Source organism: Streptomyces exfoliatus, assembly GCF_000725545.1.
In the GTDB taxonomy this organism is placed as follows: Bacteria; Actinomycetota; Actinomycetes; order Streptomycetales; family Streptomycetaceae; genus Streptomyces; species Streptomyces exfoliatus.
In genome coordinates this window covers 432,429-453,489 of record NZ_JNZP01000015.1, presented here as the reverse complement: position 1 = coordinate 453,489, position 21,061 = coordinate 432,429, and the positions used below count along the sequence as shown (strand labels likewise).

At 71.9% G+C, this 21,061-nt stretch carries 14 protein-coding genes; 10 read left to right on the top strand and 4 right to left on the bottom strand.

Annotated elements, in window-relative coordinates:
• The 3 genes from IO20_RS0119885 (at position 1) to recN (ending at position 3,568) form a co-directional block, all read left to right on the top strand.
• On the top strand, positions 1-816 hold the full coding sequence (locus IO20_RS0119885) for a TlyA family RNA methyltransferase (RefSeq protein ID WP_030551389.1): 816 nt from the start codon (positions 1-3) through the stop codon (positions 814-816).
• Entirely contained in the window at positions 813-1,736 is a 924-nt protein-coding gene (locus tag IO20_RS0119880; RefSeq protein WP_030221121.1) for an NAD kinase, read from the top strand. Before IO20_RS0119885 ends, IO20_RS0119880 begins: the two co-directional genes overlap by 4 nt.
• A gap of 89 nt (positions 1,737-1,825) precedes the next feature.
• Entirely contained in the window at positions 1,826-3,568 is a 1,743-nt protein-coding gene (gene recN, locus IO20_RS0119875) for a DNA repair protein RecN (protein WP_030551392.1), read from the top strand.
• Positions 3,569-3,578: 10 nt separating this feature from the next.
• Here recN and IO20_RS41455 read toward each other — a convergent pair whose 3' ends face one another.
• Positions 3,579-4,589: an HNH endonuclease gene (locus IO20_RS41455; protein WP_245684983.1), complete on the bottom strand. Its 1,011-nt coding sequence runs from the start codon at positions 4,587-4,589 to the stop codon at positions 3,579-3,581.
• Positions 4,590-4,914: 325 nt separating this feature from the next.
• On the opposite strand from IO20_RS41455, the gene IO20_RS0119860 reads away from it, so the two are divergent.
• A complete protein-coding gene (locus tag IO20_RS0119860; RefSeq protein ID WP_030551394.1) occupies positions 4,915-6,003 on the top strand; it encodes a glycosyltransferase family 4 protein in 1,089 nt (362 codons plus the stop codon).
• Positions 6,004-6,059: 56 nt separating this feature from the next.
• On the opposite strand, the gene IO20_RS0119855 is transcribed toward IO20_RS0119860, so the two are convergent.
• Positions 6,060-7,688 (bottom strand): PucR family transcriptional regulator, encoded by a 1,629-nt coding sequence (locus IO20_RS0119855; protein ID WP_030551396.1) that lies wholly within the window; start codon positions 7,686-7,688, stop codon positions 6,060-6,062.
• A gap of 161 nt (positions 7,689-7,849) precedes the next feature.
• Here IO20_RS0119855 and IO20_RS0119850 point away from each other — a divergent pair, with 161 nt between their 5' ends.
• Positions 7,850-9,364: an APC family permease gene (locus IO20_RS0119850; RefSeq protein ID WP_030551397.1), complete on the top strand. Its 1,515-nt coding sequence runs from the start codon at positions 7,850-7,852 to the stop codon at positions 9,362-9,364.
• A 26-nt stretch (positions 9,365-9,390) separates the two neighbouring features.
• The gene (locus tag IO20_RS0119845) at positions 9,391-11,046 is read left to right on the top strand and encodes a flavin monoamine oxidase family protein (protein ID WP_030551398.1); all 1,656 of its coding nucleotides are present in this window, start codon (positions 9,391-9,393) and stop codon (positions 11,044-11,046) included.
• Positions 11,047-11,069: 23 nt separating this feature from the next.
• Here the strand turns inward: IO20_RS0119845 and IO20_RS0119840 are convergent, their stop codons facing one another.
• Both IO20_RS0119840 and IO20_RS0119835 read right to left on the bottom strand, forming a co-directional pair.
• Complete coding sequence (locus IO20_RS0119840; RefSeq protein ID WP_030551399.1) at positions 11,070-12,458, bottom strand: FAD-binding oxidoreductase; 1,389 nt, start codon at positions 12,456-12,458, stop codon at positions 11,070-11,072.
• A 97-nt stretch (positions 12,459-12,555) separates the two neighbouring features.
• Positions 12,556-14,358, bottom strand: a complete 1,803-nt coding sequence (locus IO20_RS0119835) for a glycoside hydrolase family 15 protein (protein ID WP_030551400.1) — start codon at positions 14,356-14,358, stop codon at positions 12,556-12,558.
• 406 nt (positions 14,359-14,764) lie between these two features.
• Here IO20_RS0119835 and IO20_RS0119830 point away from each other — a divergent pair, with 406 nt between their 5' ends.
• From IO20_RS0119830 to ald, 4 genes are all read left to right on the top strand, one after another.
• Positions 14,765-16,414: a CTP synthase gene (locus IO20_RS0119830; protein ID WP_030551401.1), complete on the top strand. Its 1,650-nt coding sequence runs from the start codon at positions 14,765-14,767 to the stop codon at positions 16,412-16,414.
• Positions 16,415-16,492: 78 nt separating this feature from the next.
• The gene (locus IO20_RS0119825; RefSeq protein ID WP_030551402.1) at positions 16,493-17,122 is read left to right on the top strand and encodes an NUDIX domain-containing protein; all 630 of its coding nucleotides are present in this window, start codon (positions 16,493-16,495) and stop codon (positions 17,120-17,122) included.
• Between the two features lie 242 nt (positions 17,123-17,364).
• Positions 17,365-19,311: a tetratricopeptide repeat protein gene (locus IO20_RS0119820; RefSeq protein ID WP_245684982.1), complete on the top strand. Its 1,947-nt coding sequence runs from the start codon at positions 17,365-17,367 to the stop codon at positions 19,309-19,311.
• Between the two features lie 187 nt (positions 19,312-19,498).
• Complete coding sequence (gene ald, locus IO20_RS0119815; protein WP_030551404.1) at positions 19,499-20,614, top strand: alanine dehydrogenase; 1,116 nt, start codon at positions 19,499-19,501, stop codon at positions 20,612-20,614.
• Positions 20,615-21,061 lie beyond the last annotated feature (447 nt).

The window sequence follows — 21,061 nt, the reverse complement described above, 5'->3', positions numbered from 1 at the left end:
GTGGCAGGAGTGGCACGCCGCCGTCTCGACGCCGAGCTGGTCCGGCGCAAGCTCGCGCGCTCGCGCGAGCACGCCAGCCAGTTGATCGCCGCGGGCCGGGTGACCGTCGGCAAGACCGTCGCCACCAAGCCCGCCACCCAGGTCGAGACCGCCGCGGCCATCGTCGTGGTCCAGGACGACTCCGACCCCGACTACGTCTCGCGCGGTGGCCACAAGCTCGCCGGGGCCTTCGCCGCCTTCGTCCCCATGGGACTGAAGGTCGAGGGCCGGCGCGCCCTGGACGCCGGGGCCTCCACCGGGGGCTTCACCGACGTGCTGCTGCGTACGGGCGCCGCCCATGTCGTGGCCGTCGACGTCGGCTACGGCCAGCTCGCCTGGTCGCTGCAGAGCGACGAGCGCGTCACCGTGAAGGACCGCACGAACGTGCGCGAGTTGACACTCGACGCGATCGACGGGGTCCCGGTCGATCTCGTCGTCGGTGACCTCTCCTTCATTCCGCTCGGTCTTGTTCTGCCCGCCCTGGTGGCGTGTACGGCTCCCGACGCCGACCTCGTGTTGATGGTCAAACCCCAGTTCGAGGTGGGGAAGGAGCGGCTCGGCACGGGCGGAGTCGTCCGTTCCACCGAACTCCGCGCGGACGCCGTGAAGAACGTGGCCCGGCGGGCCGCCGAACTCGGGCTCGGTGTCCTGGGCGTCACCGCCAGCCCGCTGCCCGGACCCTCGGGCAACGTCGAGTACTTTCTGTGGCTGCGGGCAGGCGCGCCCGCGCTGGATCCGGCGGATGTCGACCGCGCCGTGGCGGAAGGACCTCGTTGAGCTCAACGGCAGCAGCATCAGAGACCGCACCACGTACTGTCTTCCTGCTCGCGCACACCGGCAGGCCGGCCGCCGTGCGCAGCGCCGAACTGGTCGTCCTCGGGCTGCTGCGCTGCGGCATCGGCGTCCGAGTCCTGGAGGCGGAGGCGGCCGACCTGCCGCTCCCGCCGTCCGTCGAGAAGGTCCCCGAGGCCTGCTCCGACGCGCTCGACGGCTGTGAACTCCTCGTCGTCCTCGGCGGCGACGGCACCCTGCTGCGCGGCGCCGAGTTCTCCCGTGCCTCCGGCGTCCCCATGCTCGGCGTCAACCTCGGCCGGGTCGGCTTCCTCGCGGAGGCCGAACGGGACGACCTCGACAAGGTCGTCGACCGGGTCGTGACGAAGGCGTACGAGGTCGAGGAGCGGATGACCCTCGACGTCGTCGTGTACGAGAACGGCGACGTCCTGCACCGCGACTGGGCGCTCAACGAGGCGGCCGTGCAGAAGGTGTCCCCCGAGCGGATGCTGGAGGTCGTCCTCGCGATCGACGGACGCCCGGTGACCGGCTTCGGCTGCGACGGGGTGATCTGCGCGACACCGACGGGATCCACCGCGTACGCCTTCTCGGCCGGCGGCCCGGTCGTCTGGCCCGAGGTCGAGGCCCTGCTCATGGTCCCGATCGGGGCCCACGCCCTCTTCGCCAAGCCGCTGATCACCACCCCCGAGTCGGTGCTCGCCGTCGAGGTCGAGCCGCACACCCCGCACGGGGTGCTGTGGTGCGACGGGCGGCGGACGGTGGAACTCCCGGCGGGAGCACGGGTCGAGGTGCGGCGGGGCGCCGTGCCGGTCCGGCTCGCCCGGCTCCACCACGCCTCCTTCACCGACCGGCTCGTCGCCAAGTTCGCCCTCCCGGTGTCGGGGTGGCGGGGCGCGCCGCGTTGACGTCCTCTCCCGCTCCCCGGTCCGGAACGATCGGCGCGCCGGAGGGTTACGCCCGGGGGTGATGTCGCGTCGCGGCAGGGAAACCTCGTATGGTCTGGGGCGTGCTGGAGGAGATGCGGATACGGTCGCTCGGGGTCATCGACGACGCGGTGGTCGAGCTGTCGCCCGGCTTCACCGCGGTGACCGGTGAGACCGGTGCGGGCAAGACCATGGTGGTGACCAGCCTCGGGCTGCTGCTCGGTGGCCGGGCCGACCCGGCCCTGGTGCGGATCGGCGCGGCCTCGGCCGTCGTCGAGGGGCGGATCAGGGTGCCCGCGGGCGGGTCCGCCGCCGTACGCGCCGAGGAGGCCGGGGCCGAGCTGGACGAGGGCGTGCTGCTCGTCAGCCGTACCGTCTCGGCCGAGGGACGCTCACGGGCCCACCTCGGCGGGCGTTCCGTGCCCGTCGGGCTGCTCGCCGAACTCGCCGACGAACTCGTCGCCGTCCACGGCCAGACCGACCAGCAGGGCCTGCTCAAGCCGGCCCGGCAGCGGGGCGCGCTCGACCGGTACGCGGGCGAGGCCGTCTCCGTACCCCTCGCCGCCTACGCGGAGGCCTACCGGCGGCTGCGCGCCGTCACGGGAGAGCTGGACGAGATCACCACCCGGGCCCGGGAGCGGGCCCAGGAGGCCGATCTGCTGCGCTTCGGGCTCGGCGAGATCGAGGCCGTCGCCCCGCGCGCGGGGGAGGACGCCGAACTCGCCGCCGAGGCGGAGCGGCTCGGGCACGCCGAGGCCCTCGCCTCCGCCGCCGCGCTCGCGCACGCCGCGCTCGCGGGTGTTCCCGAGGACCCCGAGTCCGTCGACGCCACGACCCTGGTCGCGGGCGCGGTCCGGGCCCTGGAGGGCGTACGGGCGCACGACGCGGCGCTCGCCGCGCTGGCCGACCGGATGGGGGAGATCTCCATCCTGCTCGGCGACGTGGCCACCGAGCTGGCCGGGTACGCCGACGACCTCGACGCCGACCCGCTGCGGCTCGCCGCGGTCGAGGAACGGCGCGCGGCGCTCACCCAGCTCACCCGCAAGTACGGCGAGGACATCGCGACGGTCCTGGCGTGGGCGGAGGAGAGCGCGGGCCGGCTCGGCGAGCTGGAAGGCGACGACGACCGCGTCGAGGAGCTCACCGCCGAGCGGGACCGGCTGCGCGACGACCTCTCGGTGCTCGCGCAGCGGCTCACCGACGCCCGCACCGAGGCCGCCGACCGGTTCGCCGACGCGGTCACCGCGGAGCTCGCCTCGCTGGCCATGCCCCACGCGCGCGTGTCCTTCGACATCCGGCAGACCGAGGACGCCGAAGGCGTCGAGGTCGGCGGGCGCCGGGTCGCGTACGGCCCGTCGGGGGCCGACGAGGTCGAGCTGCTGCTCGCCCCGCACCCGGGCGCGCCGCCCCGGCCCATCGCCAAGGGCGCGTCCGGCGGTGAGCTGTCCCGGGTGATGCTCGCCGTCGAGGTCGTCTTCGCCGGGGTCGACCCGGTGCCGACGTACCTCTTCGACGAGGTCGACGCCGGTGTCGGCGGCAAGGCCGCGGTCGAGATCGGCCGCCGGCTCGCCAAGCTCGCCAGGACCGCGCAGGTCGTGGTCGTCACCCACCTCCCGCAGGTCGCGGCCTTCGCCGACCGGCAGCTGCTCGTCGAGAAGACCAACGACGGCTCCGTGACCCGGTCGGGCGTCACCGTCCTGGAGGGCGAGGAGCGGGTACGGGAGCTGTCCCGGATGCTCGCGGGCCAGGAGGACTCCGAGACGGCCAGGGCCCACGCGGAGGAACTGCTCGCCACGGCTCGGGCGGACGGGTGACCCCGAAGGGTCAGGGAGTGGGCAGACGGGCCGCCACTCCCTGTCCGGGGCTCGCCTCACCGGCGACCCTGCGGCGCGCCACGTCGTAGGCCCACGCGTAGGTCGAGACCTTCTTCTCCACGGCGAAATGGCGACCGGTCGCGGATTCGAGGACGGCGTGGAACTCCTCCATCAGGTCCTCCCAGGCCACGGAGCCGAAGTCGGTGTCGCTCCAGCCGTACAGGGACTTCAGCTCACGCTTCACCGCCGAGAAGAAGGACTGCTCCTCCCGAGGGAGCGAGCCGACGCGCACGCCTCGCTCGCGCAGCCACTCCTGGAGCTCCTCCGGTGCGTCGCGCCACTTGTCCGGGCTGTCCCGCAGCTCCGCGTAGTCGATCCAGGCCCAGAAGCTCTCGGCGTCCGCGACGTCGGGCGCCTCGGCGTGGTGCTCGGGGCAGAGCAAGGCGAAGTTCCGTACGTCCAGTGAGCCGCCGAGCTTCTCGGGGACCACGTGCGCCCGCTCGACCGGCGTCCTCCAGCACACCAGGCACGCGGGCTGGTCCATGCCCAGATACGCGGTGATGGCTTTGAGCGTCGGCTTGGACCTGCGGTCCGCGGGGTTCTTCTCCCGTGGCCGCAGTCCCAGCTTGGCGGCGTCGTAGCCGTAGTCGCTGCCGTCGTCCGGGTAGTCGATCCTGAGGACGTCCGGCAGGTCGTCGCGCTGTCGACCGTTGTTGCGGACCCGGAACAGCGGCGTGCTGAGCTCCGTCAGGAACGGCAGCAGGAAGCCCATGCCGAAGTCCTTCATCAGCTCGAAGGCGTCGTGGTCGTATCCCCCGGCCGAGTTCCGGTGGCCCTGGATGTCCAGGTACAGAGTGCGCGGCGCCCCGGGCGACTGCTGCTGCGCCATGCGTACGCACTCGAAGATCCGCTGGGCGCAGCGCTCGAAGTTCTCGTACACCTTCATGTCGTGGTAGATCGCCACGCCCTTGGGTGCCCTGGACGCCCCCTTACGGGACTGCTGCCGCGGCCTCTTCGCCATCTGCCCTCCCCTGGAGGCCCGTTGCGGGCCCTCGCCGTACAGCAGAGCCTGGCAGAGGACACTGACAACGCGGCGAGTCAAGGGCTCGCCGCCGTCGGCAGTGCCATCGCCGCCGCCGGCGGTCGGCCCGGTCTCACAGCGCACGCGGTCGGGCCTGATCGCCGCCGCGGCCTGGGGGAGTGCGAGGTCTCCTCGCGCGCTCGCCCGAGTGGGTGAACCCGTCGGCTGACTCACTGAGCCGTACGCCTTCCGTACAGGGGAACGACGCCACTTCGGTGCCGGAACGTGCGTACGGTCCCGGGTGGGGACTGGCATCCTTGGGCGCGTGACACAGCTCCGTACGGTCCAAGTGCTGGGCGGCGGCAGCGCGGGCAGCAGCGCGCACGTCCGATCACTTGCCGCGGGGCTCGTGGCGAGGGGCGTGCGGGTGACCGTGTGCGCCCCTCCCGAACTCGACCACGTCTACGACTACGCGGGTTCCGGCGCGCACTTCGTGCCGCTGCCGCGCCTCGGTGACCCCGCCACGGTCACCGCGCTCCGCAACGCCTGCATCGGCGCGGACGTCGTCCACGCCCACGGCCTGCACGCCTCCGTACGGGCCGCGCTCGCGCTGTCCGGCACCGGTGGTGGTGGGAGGACGCCGCTCGTGACCACCTGGGACAGCCGGCACCACGTGCACGGGGCGCGCGGCGGAGTGCTGCGGCTCCTGGAGCGCAAGACCGTACGGGCCGCGACCGTCGTCCTCGCCACCTCCTCCGAGCTGGTCGACCGGGCCCGCCGGCGGGGGGCCAGGGACGCCCGGCTCGCGCCCGTCACCGTGCCGGCCGCACGCGGGCCCGTATGCCTCCACGACGGCAAGGCGCGCGCCGAACTCGGCGCCGTCGACCGGCCGTTGCTGATGGCGGTCGGGGCGCTGGAGCGGGGGCGGGGGTACCGGACACTGCTCGACGCCGCGCGGGAATGGCGGGAGCTCGATCCGCAGCCGCTGCTCGTCATCGCGGGGGAGGGGCGGGAGCGGGCCGCCCTCCAGCGGCGGATCGTGGCGGAAGAGCTGCCCGTACGGCTGATCGGGCGCCGCGAGGACGTGGCGGAGCTGCTCGCCGCGGCGGACGTGGCCGTGCTTCCGTCCCGGTGGGAGGCGCGGTCGCTGCTCGCGCAGGAGGCGCTCAGGCTCGGCGTACCGCTCGTCGCCACGGCGGTGGGGGGAGTGCCCGAACTCGTCGGGGACGCGGCGGAGCTGGTGCCGTACGGGGACGCGGCGGCGCTCGCCGGGGCCGTGCGGGGGCTGCTCGACGACGTGGAGCGGCGGATGGACCTGGCGGCGGCGGGGCGGGTGCAGGCGGGGTCCTGGCCGACGGAGGACGAGACGGTGGCGCATGTGCTGAGCGTGTACGACGAGTTGGCGGGGCGGTGACGGTGGCGGGGCCGCCGCCCGGATGGGGCCGCCCCGCCTGGTCGTGACCGGGTGGTCTACGAGGTGTGGCGGCGGGCTCTCAGCGCCAGGGAGAGGGCCAGGACCGTCTGGGGGTCGTCCAGGTCCGTGCCCAGGAGTTCCGAGATGCGGGCCAGGCGGTTGTAGAGGGTCTGGCGGTTGAGGTGGAGTTCCCGGGCCGTCTCCGCCTTGCGGCCCGCGTGCGCCAGATACGTCTCCAGGGTCGGCAGGAGCGGCGGGCGGGACGTGCGGTCGTGGTCCCGCAGGGGGCCGATCGCCCGGTCCACGAACGCCGCGAGGACCGTGTCCCCGTGGAAGTGCAGGCGCCACAGCAGCAGGTCGATGTCCAGGCGCCTGGCGTCATACCAGGGCAGCTCCGAGAGGCCCTGCGCCGCCGTCGCCGTCTCCGCCGCGTGCCGCAGGCCCGCGGAGGCCGCGGCCCAGCTGCCCGCGACGCCGACCACGACCACCGGCGGATGCACCCCGGAGCGTTCCAGGCCCGCCCGCTCCACGCCCGCGCGCAGCGCCGCCGCGACGCGGTCCGCGACCGCCGTGCGCTCCGACTCCGAGCGCAGGCCGAGGAGCAGCGGCACCCGGCCCTCCACCGGGCGGACGCCCAGGAGGACCGGGACGCCGACGGAGGCCAGTTCCTCCAGGACCGCGCGGGCCAGGAGCGCCCAGTTGCCCGAGGGCGAGAGTTCCGACGCCAGGCGCATCACCACGGGAAGCAGCGGGCCGTCGCCCGGCTTGAAGCCGAGGACCCGGGCCTGCGCAGGGGCGTCCTCGGCCGCGATCCGGCCCTCGGCCAGGTCGGTCAGGAAGTCGCCCCGGCCCCGCGCGGCCAGTTCCTCCTCCTGGCGCGCCTGCATGAGGACGACCGCGAGGAGGCCGGCCGCCCGCTCGGCCGCCATCCGGTGGACGGGGGAGAGGGCGCCGGAGACCGAGAGGAGGACGAGGCGGGCCCGTACGGACGCGGTGCCGGGGCCGCCGCCGGGCACGTCGACCAGGACCGTGCCGGTGGGCGGGCCCGATTCGCGGGCCGCGCGCTGGCCGCGCAGCCCGTCCCACACCTGGAGCGGGTCGGCGGGCGCCGACTCGGTGCCGGCGGCGTAGAGCAGCTGTCCGTCGGCGGTCTCCAGGAAGACCGGGTTGGCGGCGAAGTCGGAGAGGATCCGCAGGACCTGCGGGATGCCGCCACCGCCGAGCAGCGCCTCGGTGCACTGCCGGTGGACCTCCTCGGCCTGCCGCAGGAGCGCGTAGTGGCCGTTGACGATCTCGGTGTGGATCTCCTCCGTGACGGCGACGAAGGGGACTTCGCGGTGCAGCTGCACCAGCGGCAGGCCCGCCGCCCGAGCGGTCTCCACTATCGTCGCCGGGAGCCGGGCGAAGCGCGGGCCCAGTTCGACGACGAGGGCCGCGATGCCCCGGTCCGCGAGCCGGCGGACGAAGGCCCGCTGCTCGGCCGGGCGGGTGCCGAGACCGAGGCCCGTCGTGAGCAGCAGCTCGCCGCCCTTGAGCAGCGACGCGATGTTCGGCACCTCGCCCGCGTGCACCCAGCGCACCGTGCGGTGCAGCCGGTCGGCGCCGGCGACGACCTCCGGGAGTCCGCCGCGCAGCCCCGGGAGTTCGAGCGCCCGCTGCACGGTGATCCCGCCCTGATTGTCCATGGGGCGGGACGCTACCCGCGTCCGTGTTCCGGCGACATCACCCTAGGGTTACGAGACCGGACACTTCGTACGCGGGGGCGACAACTCGTCGCCCCCTGGCGTGAATTGTGCGACCGCATGTCGATTGTGGCCTGCGTCACTCGCGAGGATGCTCTCGCGCCATGGCAAAGAACTCCACCCCAGAGGTCCACCGGCTGAAGGCGAACTCGGTCGGTCTCGTCGGCGTCGTCTTCATGGCCGTGGCCACCGCGGCTCCGATCACCGCGATGACCGGCAACCTCCCCATCGCCGTCGGCTTCGGCAACGGCACCGGCGCTCCCGCCGGGTACCTCTTCGCGACGCTCGTCCTGACCGTCTTCTCGGTCGGATACGTGGCGATGGCCAAGCGGATCACCGCCGCCGGCGCGTTCTACGGCTACATCTCGCACGGTCTCGGCCGGATCGCCGGCATGGCCTCCGGCATGCTCGCGGTCCTCGCCTACATCGTCTTCGAGGCCTCCATCGTCGGCGTCTTCGCGTACTTCGCCAAGACGACGGTCGCGGACCAGTTCGGCGTGGACGTGCCGTGGATCCTGTACGCGGCGGTCATGCTGGCCGTGACGGCCGTCCTGTCGTACTTCGACATCAACCTGACCGCCAAGGCGCTCGGCGTGATGTTGGTGGCCGAGATCGCGGTCCTCTTCGCGGTCGCCACCGCCGTACTCATCGCGGGCGGCGGCCCCGAGGGCATACCCGTCGAGCCGATCAACCCCGTGAACGCCTTCACCGGCTCCTCCGCCGGCCTCGGTCTCTTCTTCGCCTTCTGGTCCTGGGTCGGCTTCGAGTCGACCGCCATGTACGGCGAGGAGTCGCGCAACCCCAAGAAGGTCATCCCGCGCGCCACCCTCATCTCCGTCATCGGCGTCGGCATCTTCTACATCTACGTCTCGTGGATGACGATCGCCGGCAACGGCCTGGCCGGATCGGTGAAACTGTCCGCCTCCGCCTCCCCCCTCGACCTCTTCTTCGCGCCCACCCAGAGCTTCATCGGAGCCTGGGCCGTCGACGCCTTCCAGTGGCTGCTGCTCACCGGCTCCTTCGCCTGCGGCATGGCCTTCCACCAGTGCGCCTCGCGCTACCTGTACGCCATCGGCCGCGAGGGCTTCCTCCACCCGGCGCTCGGCCGGACGCACGCCAGGCACGGCTCGCCGTACATCGCCTCCTACGTGCAGAGCGCCATCGCCGTCGGCCTCGTCGCCGCCTTCTGGCTCACCGGCCAGGACCCGTACATCCACCTCTACACGCTGCTCGCGATCCTCGGCACGATGGCGATCCTCATCGTCCAGACCCTCTGCTCCTTCGCCGTCATCGGCTACTTCCGCAAGAACCACCCCGAGGACCGGCACTGGTTCAAGACGCTCACCGCCCCGCTCCTCGGCGGTGTCGGCATGATCGCCGTGGTGGTCCTGCTGATCATGAACATGGAGACCGCGGCCGGCCTCGCCGCCGACTCCCTCTTCTTCAAGGCGATCCCCTGGATCGTCGGCCTGGTCTTCTTCGGCGGTCTCGGCCTCGGCTTCTACCTCAAGGCCAAGCGGCCCGAGCGGTACGAGATCATCGGCCGGATCGTCCTGGAGGACGCCGCCGAGCGCCCCGCCGAGGAAGCCCCGGTTCCCACCGCCGTACCCCAGAGCTGATCCCTCTTCCCTCACAGGAGCGCCCCATGGCACGCACCAACCCGATGCACCTCCTGAAGCGCCTCGCCGCCGAGCACGCCGACGCCCGACGGCTGAACCTCCCCGTCGACGAGCTCCGCGGCATGCGGGCCGACGCCCCCGGGCGCCGGTCCCTGCTCAAGTACGCCGCCGCGGCCGGTGTCGCCGTCGGCGCCGGCGGGGCCGTCGGCCTGGCCGGGGCCGTCCCCGCCCGCGCCACCACCCCGGACCGCCCCCTCGACGGCGCCACCGCCCGGGTCGCCGTCGTCGGAGCCGGGATCTCCGGCCTCACCGCCGCGCTCACCCTCCAGGACGCCGGCCTCAAGCCCGTCCTCTACGAGGCCAACCCGTCCAGGGTCGGCGGCCGCATGTGGACGCAGCGCGGCCACTGGGCGTACGGCCAGATCTCCGAGATCGGCGGCGAGCTGATCGACACCAGCCACAAGAAGATCCTGGAACTCTGCCGCCGCTTCGGGCTCGACGTCGAGGACTTCCTCGGCGGCGGACCCAACGGCGCCGAGGAGGTCCTCTGGTTCGACGGCGCCTACTACCCGCGCCACCAGGCCGACGAGGACTTCCACGCCGTCTACCAGTCGCTGCGCCGCGACCTCTCGGAGGCGGGCGAGGTCCTCTGGAACCAGACCACCCCCACCGGCACCGCACTCGACAACATGTCGATATACGAGTGGATCGAGACCCGGGTCCCCGGGGGACACTCCTCCCCGCTCGGCAAGTTCATCGACGTCGCCTACAACGTCGAGTACGGCGCCGACACCACCGAACAGTCCTCGCTCGCCCTCGTCCTGCTCATGGGCTACCAGACCAATCCCGGCAACTTCAACATCTGGGGGCTCTCCAACGAGCGCTACCACGTCGTCGGCGGCAACGACCGGCTCCCGAACGCCATCGCCGGGGCACTCACGCCCGGCACCCTGCGCCAGGGCTGGTCCCTGACCGCCGTACGGGCCAACGCGGACGGCACGCAGACGCTCACCTTCACCGAGGCCGGCGCCACCCGGACGGTCACCGCCGACCACACGGTCCTGTGCCTGCCCCTGCCGATCCTCAAGCAGCTCGACTTCTCGCAGGCCGGGTTCGACCCGCTCATGACGAACCTGCTGCGCGACGCGAGGATGGGCTACTGCACCAAGCTCAACATGCAGTTCGGCACCCGGCCCTGGCGGGGCACCGGAGCCTGGCCGGGCGTCTCCGCCGGCGACTGCTTCACCGACAGCGAGGTGCAGCAGACCTGGGACACCACCAAGATCCAGGGCGGGACCGGCGGCATCCTCATCCAGTACAACGGCGGCACCCTGGCCAAGGCCCTGAACCCGGCCGGGCCGTTCTCCACCGAGTCCGACCCGTACGTGCGCGGCCTCGTCACCCGCTACCTGGCGGGCATCGACGCCTTCTTCCCCGGCACCTCCAGGGCGTACACCGGCCGCGCCCAGCTCTCCGCCTGGCACAAGAACCCGTACGCGCTCGGCGCGTACTCCTGCTGGCCCGTGGGCTACCTCCACCGGTACGCGGGGTACGAGGGCACCGCCCAGGGCAACGTCCACATCGGCGGCGAGCACTGTTCGTACGACTTCCAGGGCTTCATGGAAGGCGGGGCCACGGAGGGCGAGCGGGCCGCGAGGGAGGTGATCGACGCCCTGAGGTGACACCCGGACGGACCCATGGGCCCTCAGGCGGCCGGCGCGATGTTGTGGTTGAAGTGGAAGACGTTGTCGGGGTCGTAGGCGGCCTTGACCCGGGCGAGGCGCCGGTAGTTGTCGGCGCCGAAGCCCTCGACGACCCGCTTCTCGCCCTCGGAGCCGATGAAGTTCAGGTACACGGCTCCGGTCGACCACGGCCTCGCGTCGGCCCGCACGTCCCGCACCCACCGGATCGCCCGTTCGTCGTCGGCCGGGTCCGTCCAGGTCGCGAAGGGATGGACGGCCCAGGGCGCGGTACGCCAGGGAATCGGGTCGTCGGGCCGGCCGGCCGCCACCGCGCCGCCCAGCGGGAACAGCACGTGCTGGCAGGCGGTGGGCGGCGGGATCTTCAGCGCCCGCTCGCAGTAGATGTCCACGGCCGCGTCGGCAAGCTCGCTCAGGTACTCCGCCGACCAGTAGTTCCGCAGACCGGGCGGGTCGTCGAGCATGCACTGGAGATCGGTGTAGGCGATGTCCATGACCATCTCGACGACGGGTCCGAGGGCGAACAGCGGCGCCGAGAGTTCCCGGACCCCGGCCACGGGACCGGTGTACGTGAGGAGCGTGCCGCAGAGCAGCTCGCCGACCAGGTGCTCGGGGACGAACGGCGCGGGCGGCGCGGGGAAGTAGATGACCCCGCCGCCCACGTCGTCGGGGGCGGACCCGATGAGGTCGCGGAACGTGCGCACCACCTCGGGAGCCTTCTCCGGCTTGAAGAACAGCATCGAGAAGCTCAGTTCCGGCAGCTCGTGCAGGCGCAGCGTGAGCGAGGTGGCCACCCCGAAGTTCCCGCCGCCGCCGTGCAGGGCCCAGAACAGCTCCGGGTTCTCCTCCGCGTCGGTGTGCACGTGCTTGCCCTCGGCGGTGATCAGATCCGCCGCCAGGAGGTTGTCGCTCGCGAGGCCGAACTTCCGCTCCAGCCAGCCCGATCCGCCGCCCAGGGTGAACCCGCCGACGCCGGTCGTGGACGCCCGCCCACCGGTGGTGGCCAGCCGGAAGGGCTGGGTCGCGTGATCGAGATGGCTCATGGTGGCGCCGCCCTCGACCCGTACCGTCATGTGCTCAGGGTCCGCGACGACCGCGTGCATCCGGCGGAGGTCCACGACGAGGCCGTCGGCCACGACGGACGTGCCGGCGACGCTGTGCCCGCCGCCGCGCACCGCGACGGGCAGCTCCGTCTCGCGGCCGAACAGGATCGCGTTGGAGACGTCCTCCTGGGTCGCGCACTGCGCGATGACGGCCGGACGCCGGTCGATCATGGCGTTGTGGACCACCCTGGCCTCGTCGTAGCCCGGATCACCGGGTACGAACACCTCACCGGCCAGATCCTCGCGAAGTCCGGCGAGAGCTGTCTGCGGGACGCTGATCTGGGGAGCCATCAGGAAGCCCCCCTTTCCGAGGGGGGACAGGACACTCCCAGCGTATTCCCGCGGACGGCTCCCGTCGCCTCAGCCGCCGTACGCCCCCCGCTCGCGGTCAGCCGCCGTACGCCCCGCTCGCCGTCAGCCGCAGTGCCGTGTCGATCAGCGGGACGTGGCTGAAGGCCTGCGGGAAGTTGCCCACCTGCCGCTGGAGCCTCGGGTCCCACTCCTCGGCGAGCAGCCCCAGGTCGTTGCGGAGCGCGAGGAGCTTCTCGAAGAGGGTGCGGGCCTCGTCCACCCGGCCGATCATCGCCAGGTCGTCCGCCAGCCAGAAGGAGCACGCCAGGAAGGCGCCCTCGTCGCCCTCCAGGCCGTCGACGCCGGCCTCCTCGCCGGACGTCGGGTAGCGCAGTACGAAGCCGTCCTCAGTGGACAGCTCCCGCTGGATCGCCTCGATGGTGCCGATGACCCGCTTGTCGTCCGGCGGCAGGAAGCCCATCTGCGGGATCAGCAGCAGCGAGGCGTCCAGCTCCTTGGAGCCGTACGACTGGGTGAAGGTGTTCCGCTCCTGGTCGTAGCCCTTCTCGCAGACGTCCCTGTGGATCTCGTCGCGCAGATCCTGCCAGCGCTCCAGCGGGCCGTCGGCGTCCCCGGACTCGATGAGCTTGATGGTGCGGTCGACGGCCACCCAGGCCATCACCTTGGAGTGCACGAAGTGGCGGCGGGGGCCGCGCACCTCCCAGATGCCCTCGTCGGGCTGGTCCCAGTGCTTCTCCAGGTAGTTGATCAGCTTGATCTGGAGGAGCGAGGCGTAGTCGTTGCGGGAGAGGCCCGTCATGTGCGCCAGGTGGAGGGCCTCGGTGACCTCGCCGTAGACGTCCAGCTGGAGCTGGTTGGCGGCGCCGTTGCCGACCCGGACCGGGCCCGAGTTCTCGTAGCCGGGGAGCCAGTCGAGCTCCGCCTCGCCGAGCTCCCGCTCGCCCGCGATGCCGTACATGATCTGGAGGTTCTCCGGGTCGCCCGCGACCGCGCGGAGCAGCCAGTCCCGCCAGGCGCGGGCCTCCTCGCGGTAGCCGGTGCGGAGCATCGAGGAGAGGGTGATCGCCGCGTCCCGCAGCCAGGTGTAGCGGTAGTCCCAGTTGCGGACGCCGCCGATCTCCTCGGGCAGCGAGGTGGTCGGCGCGGCCACGATCCCGCCGGTCGGCGCGTACGTCAGGGCCTTCAGGGTGATCAGGGAGCGGACCACGGCCTCCCGGTAGGGCCCGTGGTACGTGCAGTGCTCGACCCACTCGCGCCAGAAGTCGGCGGTCGCCTCCAGGGCGCCCTCGGGGTCCGGCAGCGCGGGCGGCTCCCGGTGCGAGGGCTGCCAGGAGATCGTGAACGTGATCCGGTCACCGGGATTCACCGTGAACTCGGAGTACGTCGTGAGGTCCTTGCCATGGGTCTCGACCTCGGTGTCCAGCCAGACCGAGTCGGGTCCCGCGACGGCGACCGTGCGCTCGCCCACCTTGTGGACCCACGGCACGATCCGGCCGTAGCTGAAGCGCATCCGCAGCGAGGAACGCATCCGGACCCGGCCGGAGACGCCTTCCACGATCCGGATGAGCTGCGGGGCCCCCTCGCGAGGGGGCATGAAGTCGGTCACCCGGACCGTGCCGCGCGGGGTGTCCCACTCGGACTCCAGGATCAGCGAGTCGCCGACGTAACGCCGCCGGTCGGCCGGGAGCGGCTCGGCGTCGGCGGGCCCGGCGGGCGCCACCCGCCAGAAACCGTGTTCCTCGGTGCCGAGCAGTCCGGCGAAGACCGCCTGCGAGTCGAAGCGGGGGAGACACAGCCAGTCCACGCTGCCGTCCCGGCAGACCAGGGCTGCTGTCTGCATGTCTCCGATGAGTGCGTAATCCTCGATGCGCCCGGCCACGTGCTTCACTCCAGTCGAACGGCCATGTCCGCCCCGCGGGGCGCTTGCTCCAGATGCTCCGGCTGGGTCTCGGCCGGGTCGGCGGGCAATGTCCGAGAAGGATACGTCGCACGCTGCTGACGCGCTGATCACGCTGGTAACGGCGTTGCTCCGATCAGGTGAACGGATCTTCCCCGCCGTTCCCCGGCCCTCCCTGTCGCCTCGTGTCGCCCTCCGTGTACACCCGACTGCCGCGTGTGGCCGGAAGCGGTCTCTCCATGTCGCTGATACCCTGGTACCCCGTGGACCGGTGGGAAACGGCGACAGCCGAGAACCCCGAAACCGCAGCGACGGCACCCCCCGATTCTTCCGGAGGGGACGCCGGTACGCACCTCCAGAACGCGACCACGGGAGCCCCCTCTTGGCGATGCCGCCCAAAACCACGACGACCAAGCACATCTTCGTCACCGGGGGTGTCGCCTCCTCCCTCGGCAAGGGCCTGACCGCCTCCAGCCTGGGTGCGCTCCTCAAGGCCCGGGGCCTGCGGGTCACGATGCAGAAGCTCGACCCGTACCTCAACGTCGACCCGGGCACGATGAACCCCTTCCAGCACGGCGAGGTGTTCGTCACCAACGACGGCGCCGAGACCGACCTGGACATCGGCCACTACGAGCGCTTCCTCGACGTCGACCTCGACGGCTCGGCCAACGTCACCACCGGCCAGGTCTACTCGCAGGTCATCGCCAAGGAGCGGCGCGGCGAGTACCTCGGTGACACCGTGCAGGTCATCCCGCACATCACCAACGAGATCAAGTCCCGGATCCGCCGCATGGCGACCGACGACGTGGACGTCGTCATCACCGAGGTCGGCGGCACGGTCGGCGACATCGAGTCCCTGCCGTTCCTGGAGACCGTCCGCCAGGTCCGTCACGAGGTCGGCCGCGACAACGTCTTCGTCGTGCACATCTCGCTGCTGCCGTACATCGGCCCCTCCGGCGAACTGAAGACCAAGCCGACCCAGCACTCCGTCGCCGCGCTGCGCAACATCGGTATCCAGCCGGACGCGATCGTGCTGCGCGCCGACCGTGAGGTCCCGACCGCCATCAAGCGCAAGATCTCGCTGATGTGCGACGTCGACGAGGCCGCGGTCGTCGCCGCCATCGACGCCAAGTCGATCTACGACATTCCGAAGGTCCTGCACACCGAGGGCCTGGACGCCTACGTCGTCCGCAAGCTCGACCTGCCGTTCCGCGACGTGGACTGGACCGTCTGGGAGGACCTCCTGGACCGCGTCCACAACCCGGAGCACGAGGTCACGGTCGCGCTCGTCGGCAAGTACATCGACCTGCCCGACGCCTACCTCTCGGTCACCGAGGCCATGCGGGCCGGCGGCTTCGCCAACAAGGCGCGGGTCAAGGTCAAGTGGGTCACCTCCGACGACTGCAAGACCCCGGCCGGCGCCGAGAAGCAGCTCGGCGACGTCGACGCGATCCTCATCCCCGGCGGCTTCGGCGACCGCGGTGTGAGCGGCAAGGTCGGCGCCATCCAGTTCGCCCGCGAGAAGAAGGTGCCGCTGCTCGGCATCTGCCTCGGCCTGCAGTGCATCGTCATCGAGGCGGCCCGGAACCTGGCCGACATCCCCGAGGCCAACTCGACCGAGTTCGACCCGGCCACCGCGCACCCCGTCGTCTCGACGATGGAGGAGCAGCTGGCGTACGTCGAGGGCGCCGGCGACCTGGGCGGAACGATGCGCCTCGGTCTCTACCCGGCGAAGCTCGCCGAGGGTTCCGTCGTCCGCGAGGCCTACGGCGACGAGCCGTACGTGGAGGAGCGCCACCGTCACCGCTACGAGGTGAACAACGCCTACCGCGCGGAGCTGGAGAAGAAGGCCGGTCTGGTCTTCTCCGGCACCTCCCCGGACAACAAGCTCGTCGAGTTCGTCGAGTACCCGCGCGAGGTCCATCCCTACCTGGTCGCCACCCAGGCGCACCCGGAGCTGAAGTCCCGCCCGACCCGCCCGCACCCGCTCTTCGCGGGCCTGGTCAAGGCGGCCGTGGAGCGCAAGACGGCGAAGTAGTACGGCGCGTTAACGTTGCCGGGGTACGGGTCCCTGCCGGGACGCGTACCCCGGTTTTCGTATGTGGGAGGACAGCTCATGCAGCAGGTGCAGGACACCCCGGAGGAGTGGCGGGTCGTCGCGACCACGACCCCCTTCACGGGCAACAAGACGAGTGTCCGCACGGACGACGTGGTCATGCCGGACGGCTCGGTCGTCCGCCGTGACTACCAGGTCCACCCCGGCTCGGTCGCCGTACTCGCCCTGGACGAACAGGACCGTGTGGTCGTCCTCCGGCAGTACCGGCACCCGGTGCGGCAGAAGCTGTGGGAGATCCCGGCCGGGCTGCTCGACGTGCCCGGGGAGAACCCGCTGCACGCCGCGCAGCGCGAGCTGTACGAGGAGGCGCACGTCAAGGCCGAGGACTGGCGGGTCCTCGCCGACGTCTACACGACGCCGGGCGGCTGCGACGAGGCCGTACGGATCTTCCTCGCCCGGGACCTCGCGGAGGCGGAGGGCGAGCGCTTCGAGGTCGCCGAGGAGGAGGCCGACATGGAGCTGGCGCGCGTGCCGCTCGCGGACCTCGTACGGAAGGTGCTCGCGGGCGAGCTGCACAACAACTGCCTGGTCGTGGGTGTCCTGTCACTGGCCGCCGCGCGGGCGGGGGAGGGGCTCGACGCCCTGCGCCCGGCCGAGGCGCCGTGGCCGGCCCGGCCGTTCGAGTCGTAGGGGCGGCGCCCCTGGGGCCGGGACGGGTCCCGGCGGGGCCGTTCGTACGGATGTCGGAGACCGTTCGTACGGGAGCCGGGCCCATTCGTGAAGGAGCCGGTGTGACCATCCGCTGATCCGATCGGGGGACGTGTCCGCCGCGCTCCGCCGGGTCCGTACCGTGGCCTGAACTACGCTCGGAATCGCCCGTGAGGAGACCCCCGCGGGATCGGCGTGTGCGCAGGTGGACGGGAGCGTGGCCCGTGACGGATCAGGCGGTGGCGGCGGCCGGCAGCCGGCATTTCTTCGGCCGGCAGCGGGAGTTGAAGGCCCTGCGCGCCGACATCGAGCGCACCGGTCTCGACACCCTCACCGGCCGCAAGGCCCCCCGCGCCCGGGTCCTGCTCATCGCGGGCAAGCCCGGCTCCGGACGCACGGCGCTCGCCGAGGAACTGGCCGCCGGGGTCGCCGACCGCTACCCCGACGGCATCTTCCGGGCCCGGCTCACCGAGCCCGGCGGCGACCCCGTCCCCACCGCCCAGGTCGCCCGCGAACTCCTCGCCGCGCTCGGGGTCGCCGAACCCCCGGGCGCCGGCGAGGACGAGCTGACCGAAATGGTCCGCGACGCCCTCGCCGGACGCCGGGCCGTCCTCGTCCTCGACGACGCCGTGGACGCCGCGCAGGCCGACCCGCTGATCCCCGACGACCCCGGCGTCCTGGTGGTGGGCGTCGCCCGCGGACCGCTCACCGGCATCCCCGACGTACGGCCCTGCACGCTCGGCGGACTCGACCCCAAGTCGGCCATCGAGCTGCTCACCGCCTTCACCGGCTCCGTACGCATCACCGTCGACCCCCAGGCCGCCGAGACCCTCGTCGAGGAGTGCGGCGGGCTGCCCGCCGCGGTCGTCCTCGCCGGCGGCTGGCTCTCCACCCAGCCGACGTTCTCCGTCGCCGACCTCGCCAAGCGGCTGCGCGGACTCAGCGGCGACCCGCTCACCCGGACCTTCCTGCTCGCCCACGAGGCGCTGCCCGCCACCGCCGCCCGGATACTGCGCTACCTCTCCCTGGCTCCGCTCGGCCGGGCCGACGCCCACATCGCCTCCGCCCTGGCCGGCTGCTCCGTCTCGGCCGCCACGACCACCCTCGCCGACTTCGCCGCCCTCGGGCTCGTCTCCGGCGGCGAGGACGGGCAGTACGAGGTGCCCGGCCACCTCGTCCCCCTCCTTCGCGCCCAGCTGGAGGAGCGTGACCGGCCCGCCGAGGTGCAGCTCGCCCGGGCCCGGATGCTGGAGCGGACCGTACGGCTCCTCCAGTCCTGCCGTGCGGTCACCGAACCCGAGGGCTCGCCCGCGCGCCGGAAGCTGGCCGGTCTGCCGCGCGCCCTGCGCTTCCCGAACGCCGCCGCCGGGGCCGCGTGGCTGCGTTCCCGGCAGCCCTTCCTGCTCGCCTCCGCCCGGCTCGCGGTCGCCGACGGGGAGCTCGACACCCTCGCGCGGCGCCTGGTGGCCTCCCTCGTGAGGGCCCTCGCCGCGCACCGGGGAGCCGAGGCCGCCGCACCCGAGCTGTACGGGCTCCACCAGTTGGTCCTGGACGTGGCCGAGCGGCGCGGACTGCACCGGGAGCGGGCCGCGGCCCTGCTCAACCTGGCCGATCTCGACGCCCGCACCGGGCGCACGAAGGAGGCTCTGCTGCGATATCGGTTGGCTTTGGATGCTGGACGCGCAGCAAATGACCCGTACGCGACCGGTCGCGCGATGGAATCCGTAGGCGGCGCCTATCAGGAGCTGGGGGACTGGCCGCGGGCCGGCGACTGGTACGGACGGGCGCTCGCCCAGCGTCTCGCCCGGGACGAGCAGGCCGACCAGGCCCGGCTGTACGCCCGCCTCGGCGCCGTGCAGACCTACGCGGGCCGGTACGGCGAGGCCCTGCGGAACTGGCGTGCCGCCGCGGCCGGCCATCGGAGGCTCGACGATCTCCCGGGCTACGCACGGGCGTTGAGCGAGGCCGCCCGTGTCCAGGAGTACGCCGGACGGCCCGAGGAATCGCTGCGGACCTGCGAGGAGGCGGTGGAGTGGGCCCGGCGCGCCCAGGACACCCGGCTGCAGGCCGCGCTCCGGCTCCGGCTCGCCGACACCCTCGACCGGCTCGGCGACCCTGCCGCTGCGCGGCTGCACCGGTCCGCTGCGGAGAGACTGCTGGAAACGGAATGATCCGCCTACGAAATCCGTAGTGGCTTCGTCGAAGATTAGTACTTTGAAAGGCTAGACACCGGGAACTCCTTCATTAGACTGGGTGCGCCGCGTTCGAACGTGGTCTGCCCCGGTGCGCCGCAGTGCATCCGGGTATGTATCGCAGTGCCCCAGATATCCCTCCCTGATTCAAGGACCGTGATCGACGATGAAGGTCGGCATCCCCCGCGAGGTCAAGAACAACGAGTTCCGCGTGGCCATCACCCCTGCGGGTGTCCACGAGCTCGTCCGCCACGGCCACCAGGTCTTCGTCGAGCAGAACGCCGGTGTCGGCTCCTCGATCACGGACGAGGAGTACGTCGCCGCCGGCGCCGAGATCCTCGCCACCGCCGACGAGGTCTGGGCCACCGCCGACCTGCTGCTCAAGGTCAAGGAGCCCATCGCGGAGGAGTACCACCGCCTCCGCAAGGACCAGACCCTCTTCACCTACCTGCACCTCGCGGCCTCCCGCGAGTGCACGGACGCGCTCCTCGCGTCCGGCACGACCGCGATCGCGTACGAGACCGTCGAGACCGCGAACCGCGCCCTGCCGCTGCTCGCCCCGATGTCCGAGGTCGCGGGCCGGCTGGCCCCGCAGGTCGGCGCCTACCACCTGATGCGCTCGGTCGGCGGCCGTGGAGTCCTCCCCGGCGGCGTCCCCGGCACCCACGCCGGCGAGTGCGTCGTCATCGGCGGTGGCGTCTCCGGCTGGAACGCCACGCAGATCGCCGTCGGCATGGGCTTCCACGTGACCCTGCTCGACCGCGACATCAACAAGCTCCGCGAGGCCGACAAGATCTTCGGCACCAAGGTGAAGACGATCGTCTCCAACGCCTTCGAGCTGGAGAAGGCCGTCGTCGAGGCCGACCTCGTCATCGGCGCCGTCCTCATCCCGGGCGCCAAGGCCCCGAAGCTGGTCACCAACGAGCTCGTCGCCAAGATGAAGCCCGGAAGTGTCCTTGTCGACATTGCGATCGACCAGGGCGGCTGCTTCGAGGACTCGCACCCGACCACCCACGCCGAGCCGACCTTCCAGGTCCACAACTCGGTCTTCTACTGCGTCGCCAACATGCCCGGCGCGGTCCCGAACACCTCCACCTACGCCCTCACCAACGCCACGCTGCCCTACATCGTGTCGCTGGCGAACAACGGCTGGGTCGAGGCGCTGCGCCGCGACTCCGCGCTCGCCCTGGGCCTCAACACCCATGACGGCAAGGTGGTTTACAAGGAGGTCGCCGAGGCGCACGGCCTCGAGCACCTCGAGCTGAACAGCCTCCTGGGCTGATCCCCGCGGCACCGCCGTCAACGCGTGCCGTCAATGCCACACGCCCGGCCGGACCTTGTTCGACAAGGTCCGGCCGGACGCGTGTCCGGGCCCGGAGGAACGTTCGGCCAACTCGCCTCGAACGTAACCCTTTAACCGTTTCGCACACCCCTGAAACGTGTGGATGCATGCCTGCGCACCCTTGACAGAGAGGTGTTCGGTTGCCGACACATCCGGCCGGGTCCGGCGGATTGTGTTGCTGCGGAGCGGTGACACGCCATAGAGTCGCCAACCGTCGGCATGGTGCCACGCTGACCTATCGATAAATGTTCCTGGTGACATCCAAGGAGGTAAGACGACTTGTGAATGAGTCGACAATTACTCCCGGGAGCGGTGCGCCAGGTGCTCCGATCGGCTCCGTCGCGGTGCGGACCTTCGCGACGCACCAGCCCATGACGACAGCCCACA

Bases quoted from the DNA above. Each gene is read 5' to 3' on its own strand.
- recN (WP_030551392.1), top strand. From the start codon at position 1,826: ATGGTCTGGGGCGTGCTGGAGGAGATGCGGATACGGTCGCTCGGGGTC.
- IO20_RS0119855 (WP_030551396.1), bottom strand. From the start codon at position 7,688: ATGGACAATCAGGGCGGGATCACCGTGCAGCGGGCGCTCGAACTCCCG.
- ald (WP_030551404.1), top strand. From the start codon at position 19,499: ATGAAGGTCGGCATCCCCCGCGAGGTCAAGAACAACGAGTTCCGCGTG.
- IO20_RS0119840 (WP_030551399.1), bottom strand. From the start codon at position 12,458: ATGGCTCCCCAGATCAGCGTCCCGCAGACAGCTCTCGCCGGACTTCGC.
- IO20_RS0119825 (WP_030551402.1), top strand. From the start codon at position 16,493: ATGCAGCAGGTGCAGGACACCCCGGAGGAGTGGCGGGTCGTCGCGACC.
- IO20_RS0119830 (WP_030551401.1), top strand. From the start codon at position 14,765: ATGCCGCCCAAAACCACGACGACCAAGCACATCTTCGTCACCGGGGGT.
- IO20_RS0119845 (WP_030551398.1), top strand. From the start codon at position 9,391: ATGGCACGCACCAACCCGATGCACCTCCTGAAGCGCCTCGCCGCCGAG.
- IO20_RS0119850 (WP_030551397.1), top strand. From the start codon at position 7,850: ATGGCAAAGAACTCCACCCCAGAGGTCCACCGGCTGAAGGCGAACTCG.
- IO20_RS41455 (WP_245684983.1), bottom strand. From the start codon at position 4,589: ATGGCGAAGAGGCCGCGGCAGCAGTCCCGTAAGGGGGCGTCCAGGGCA.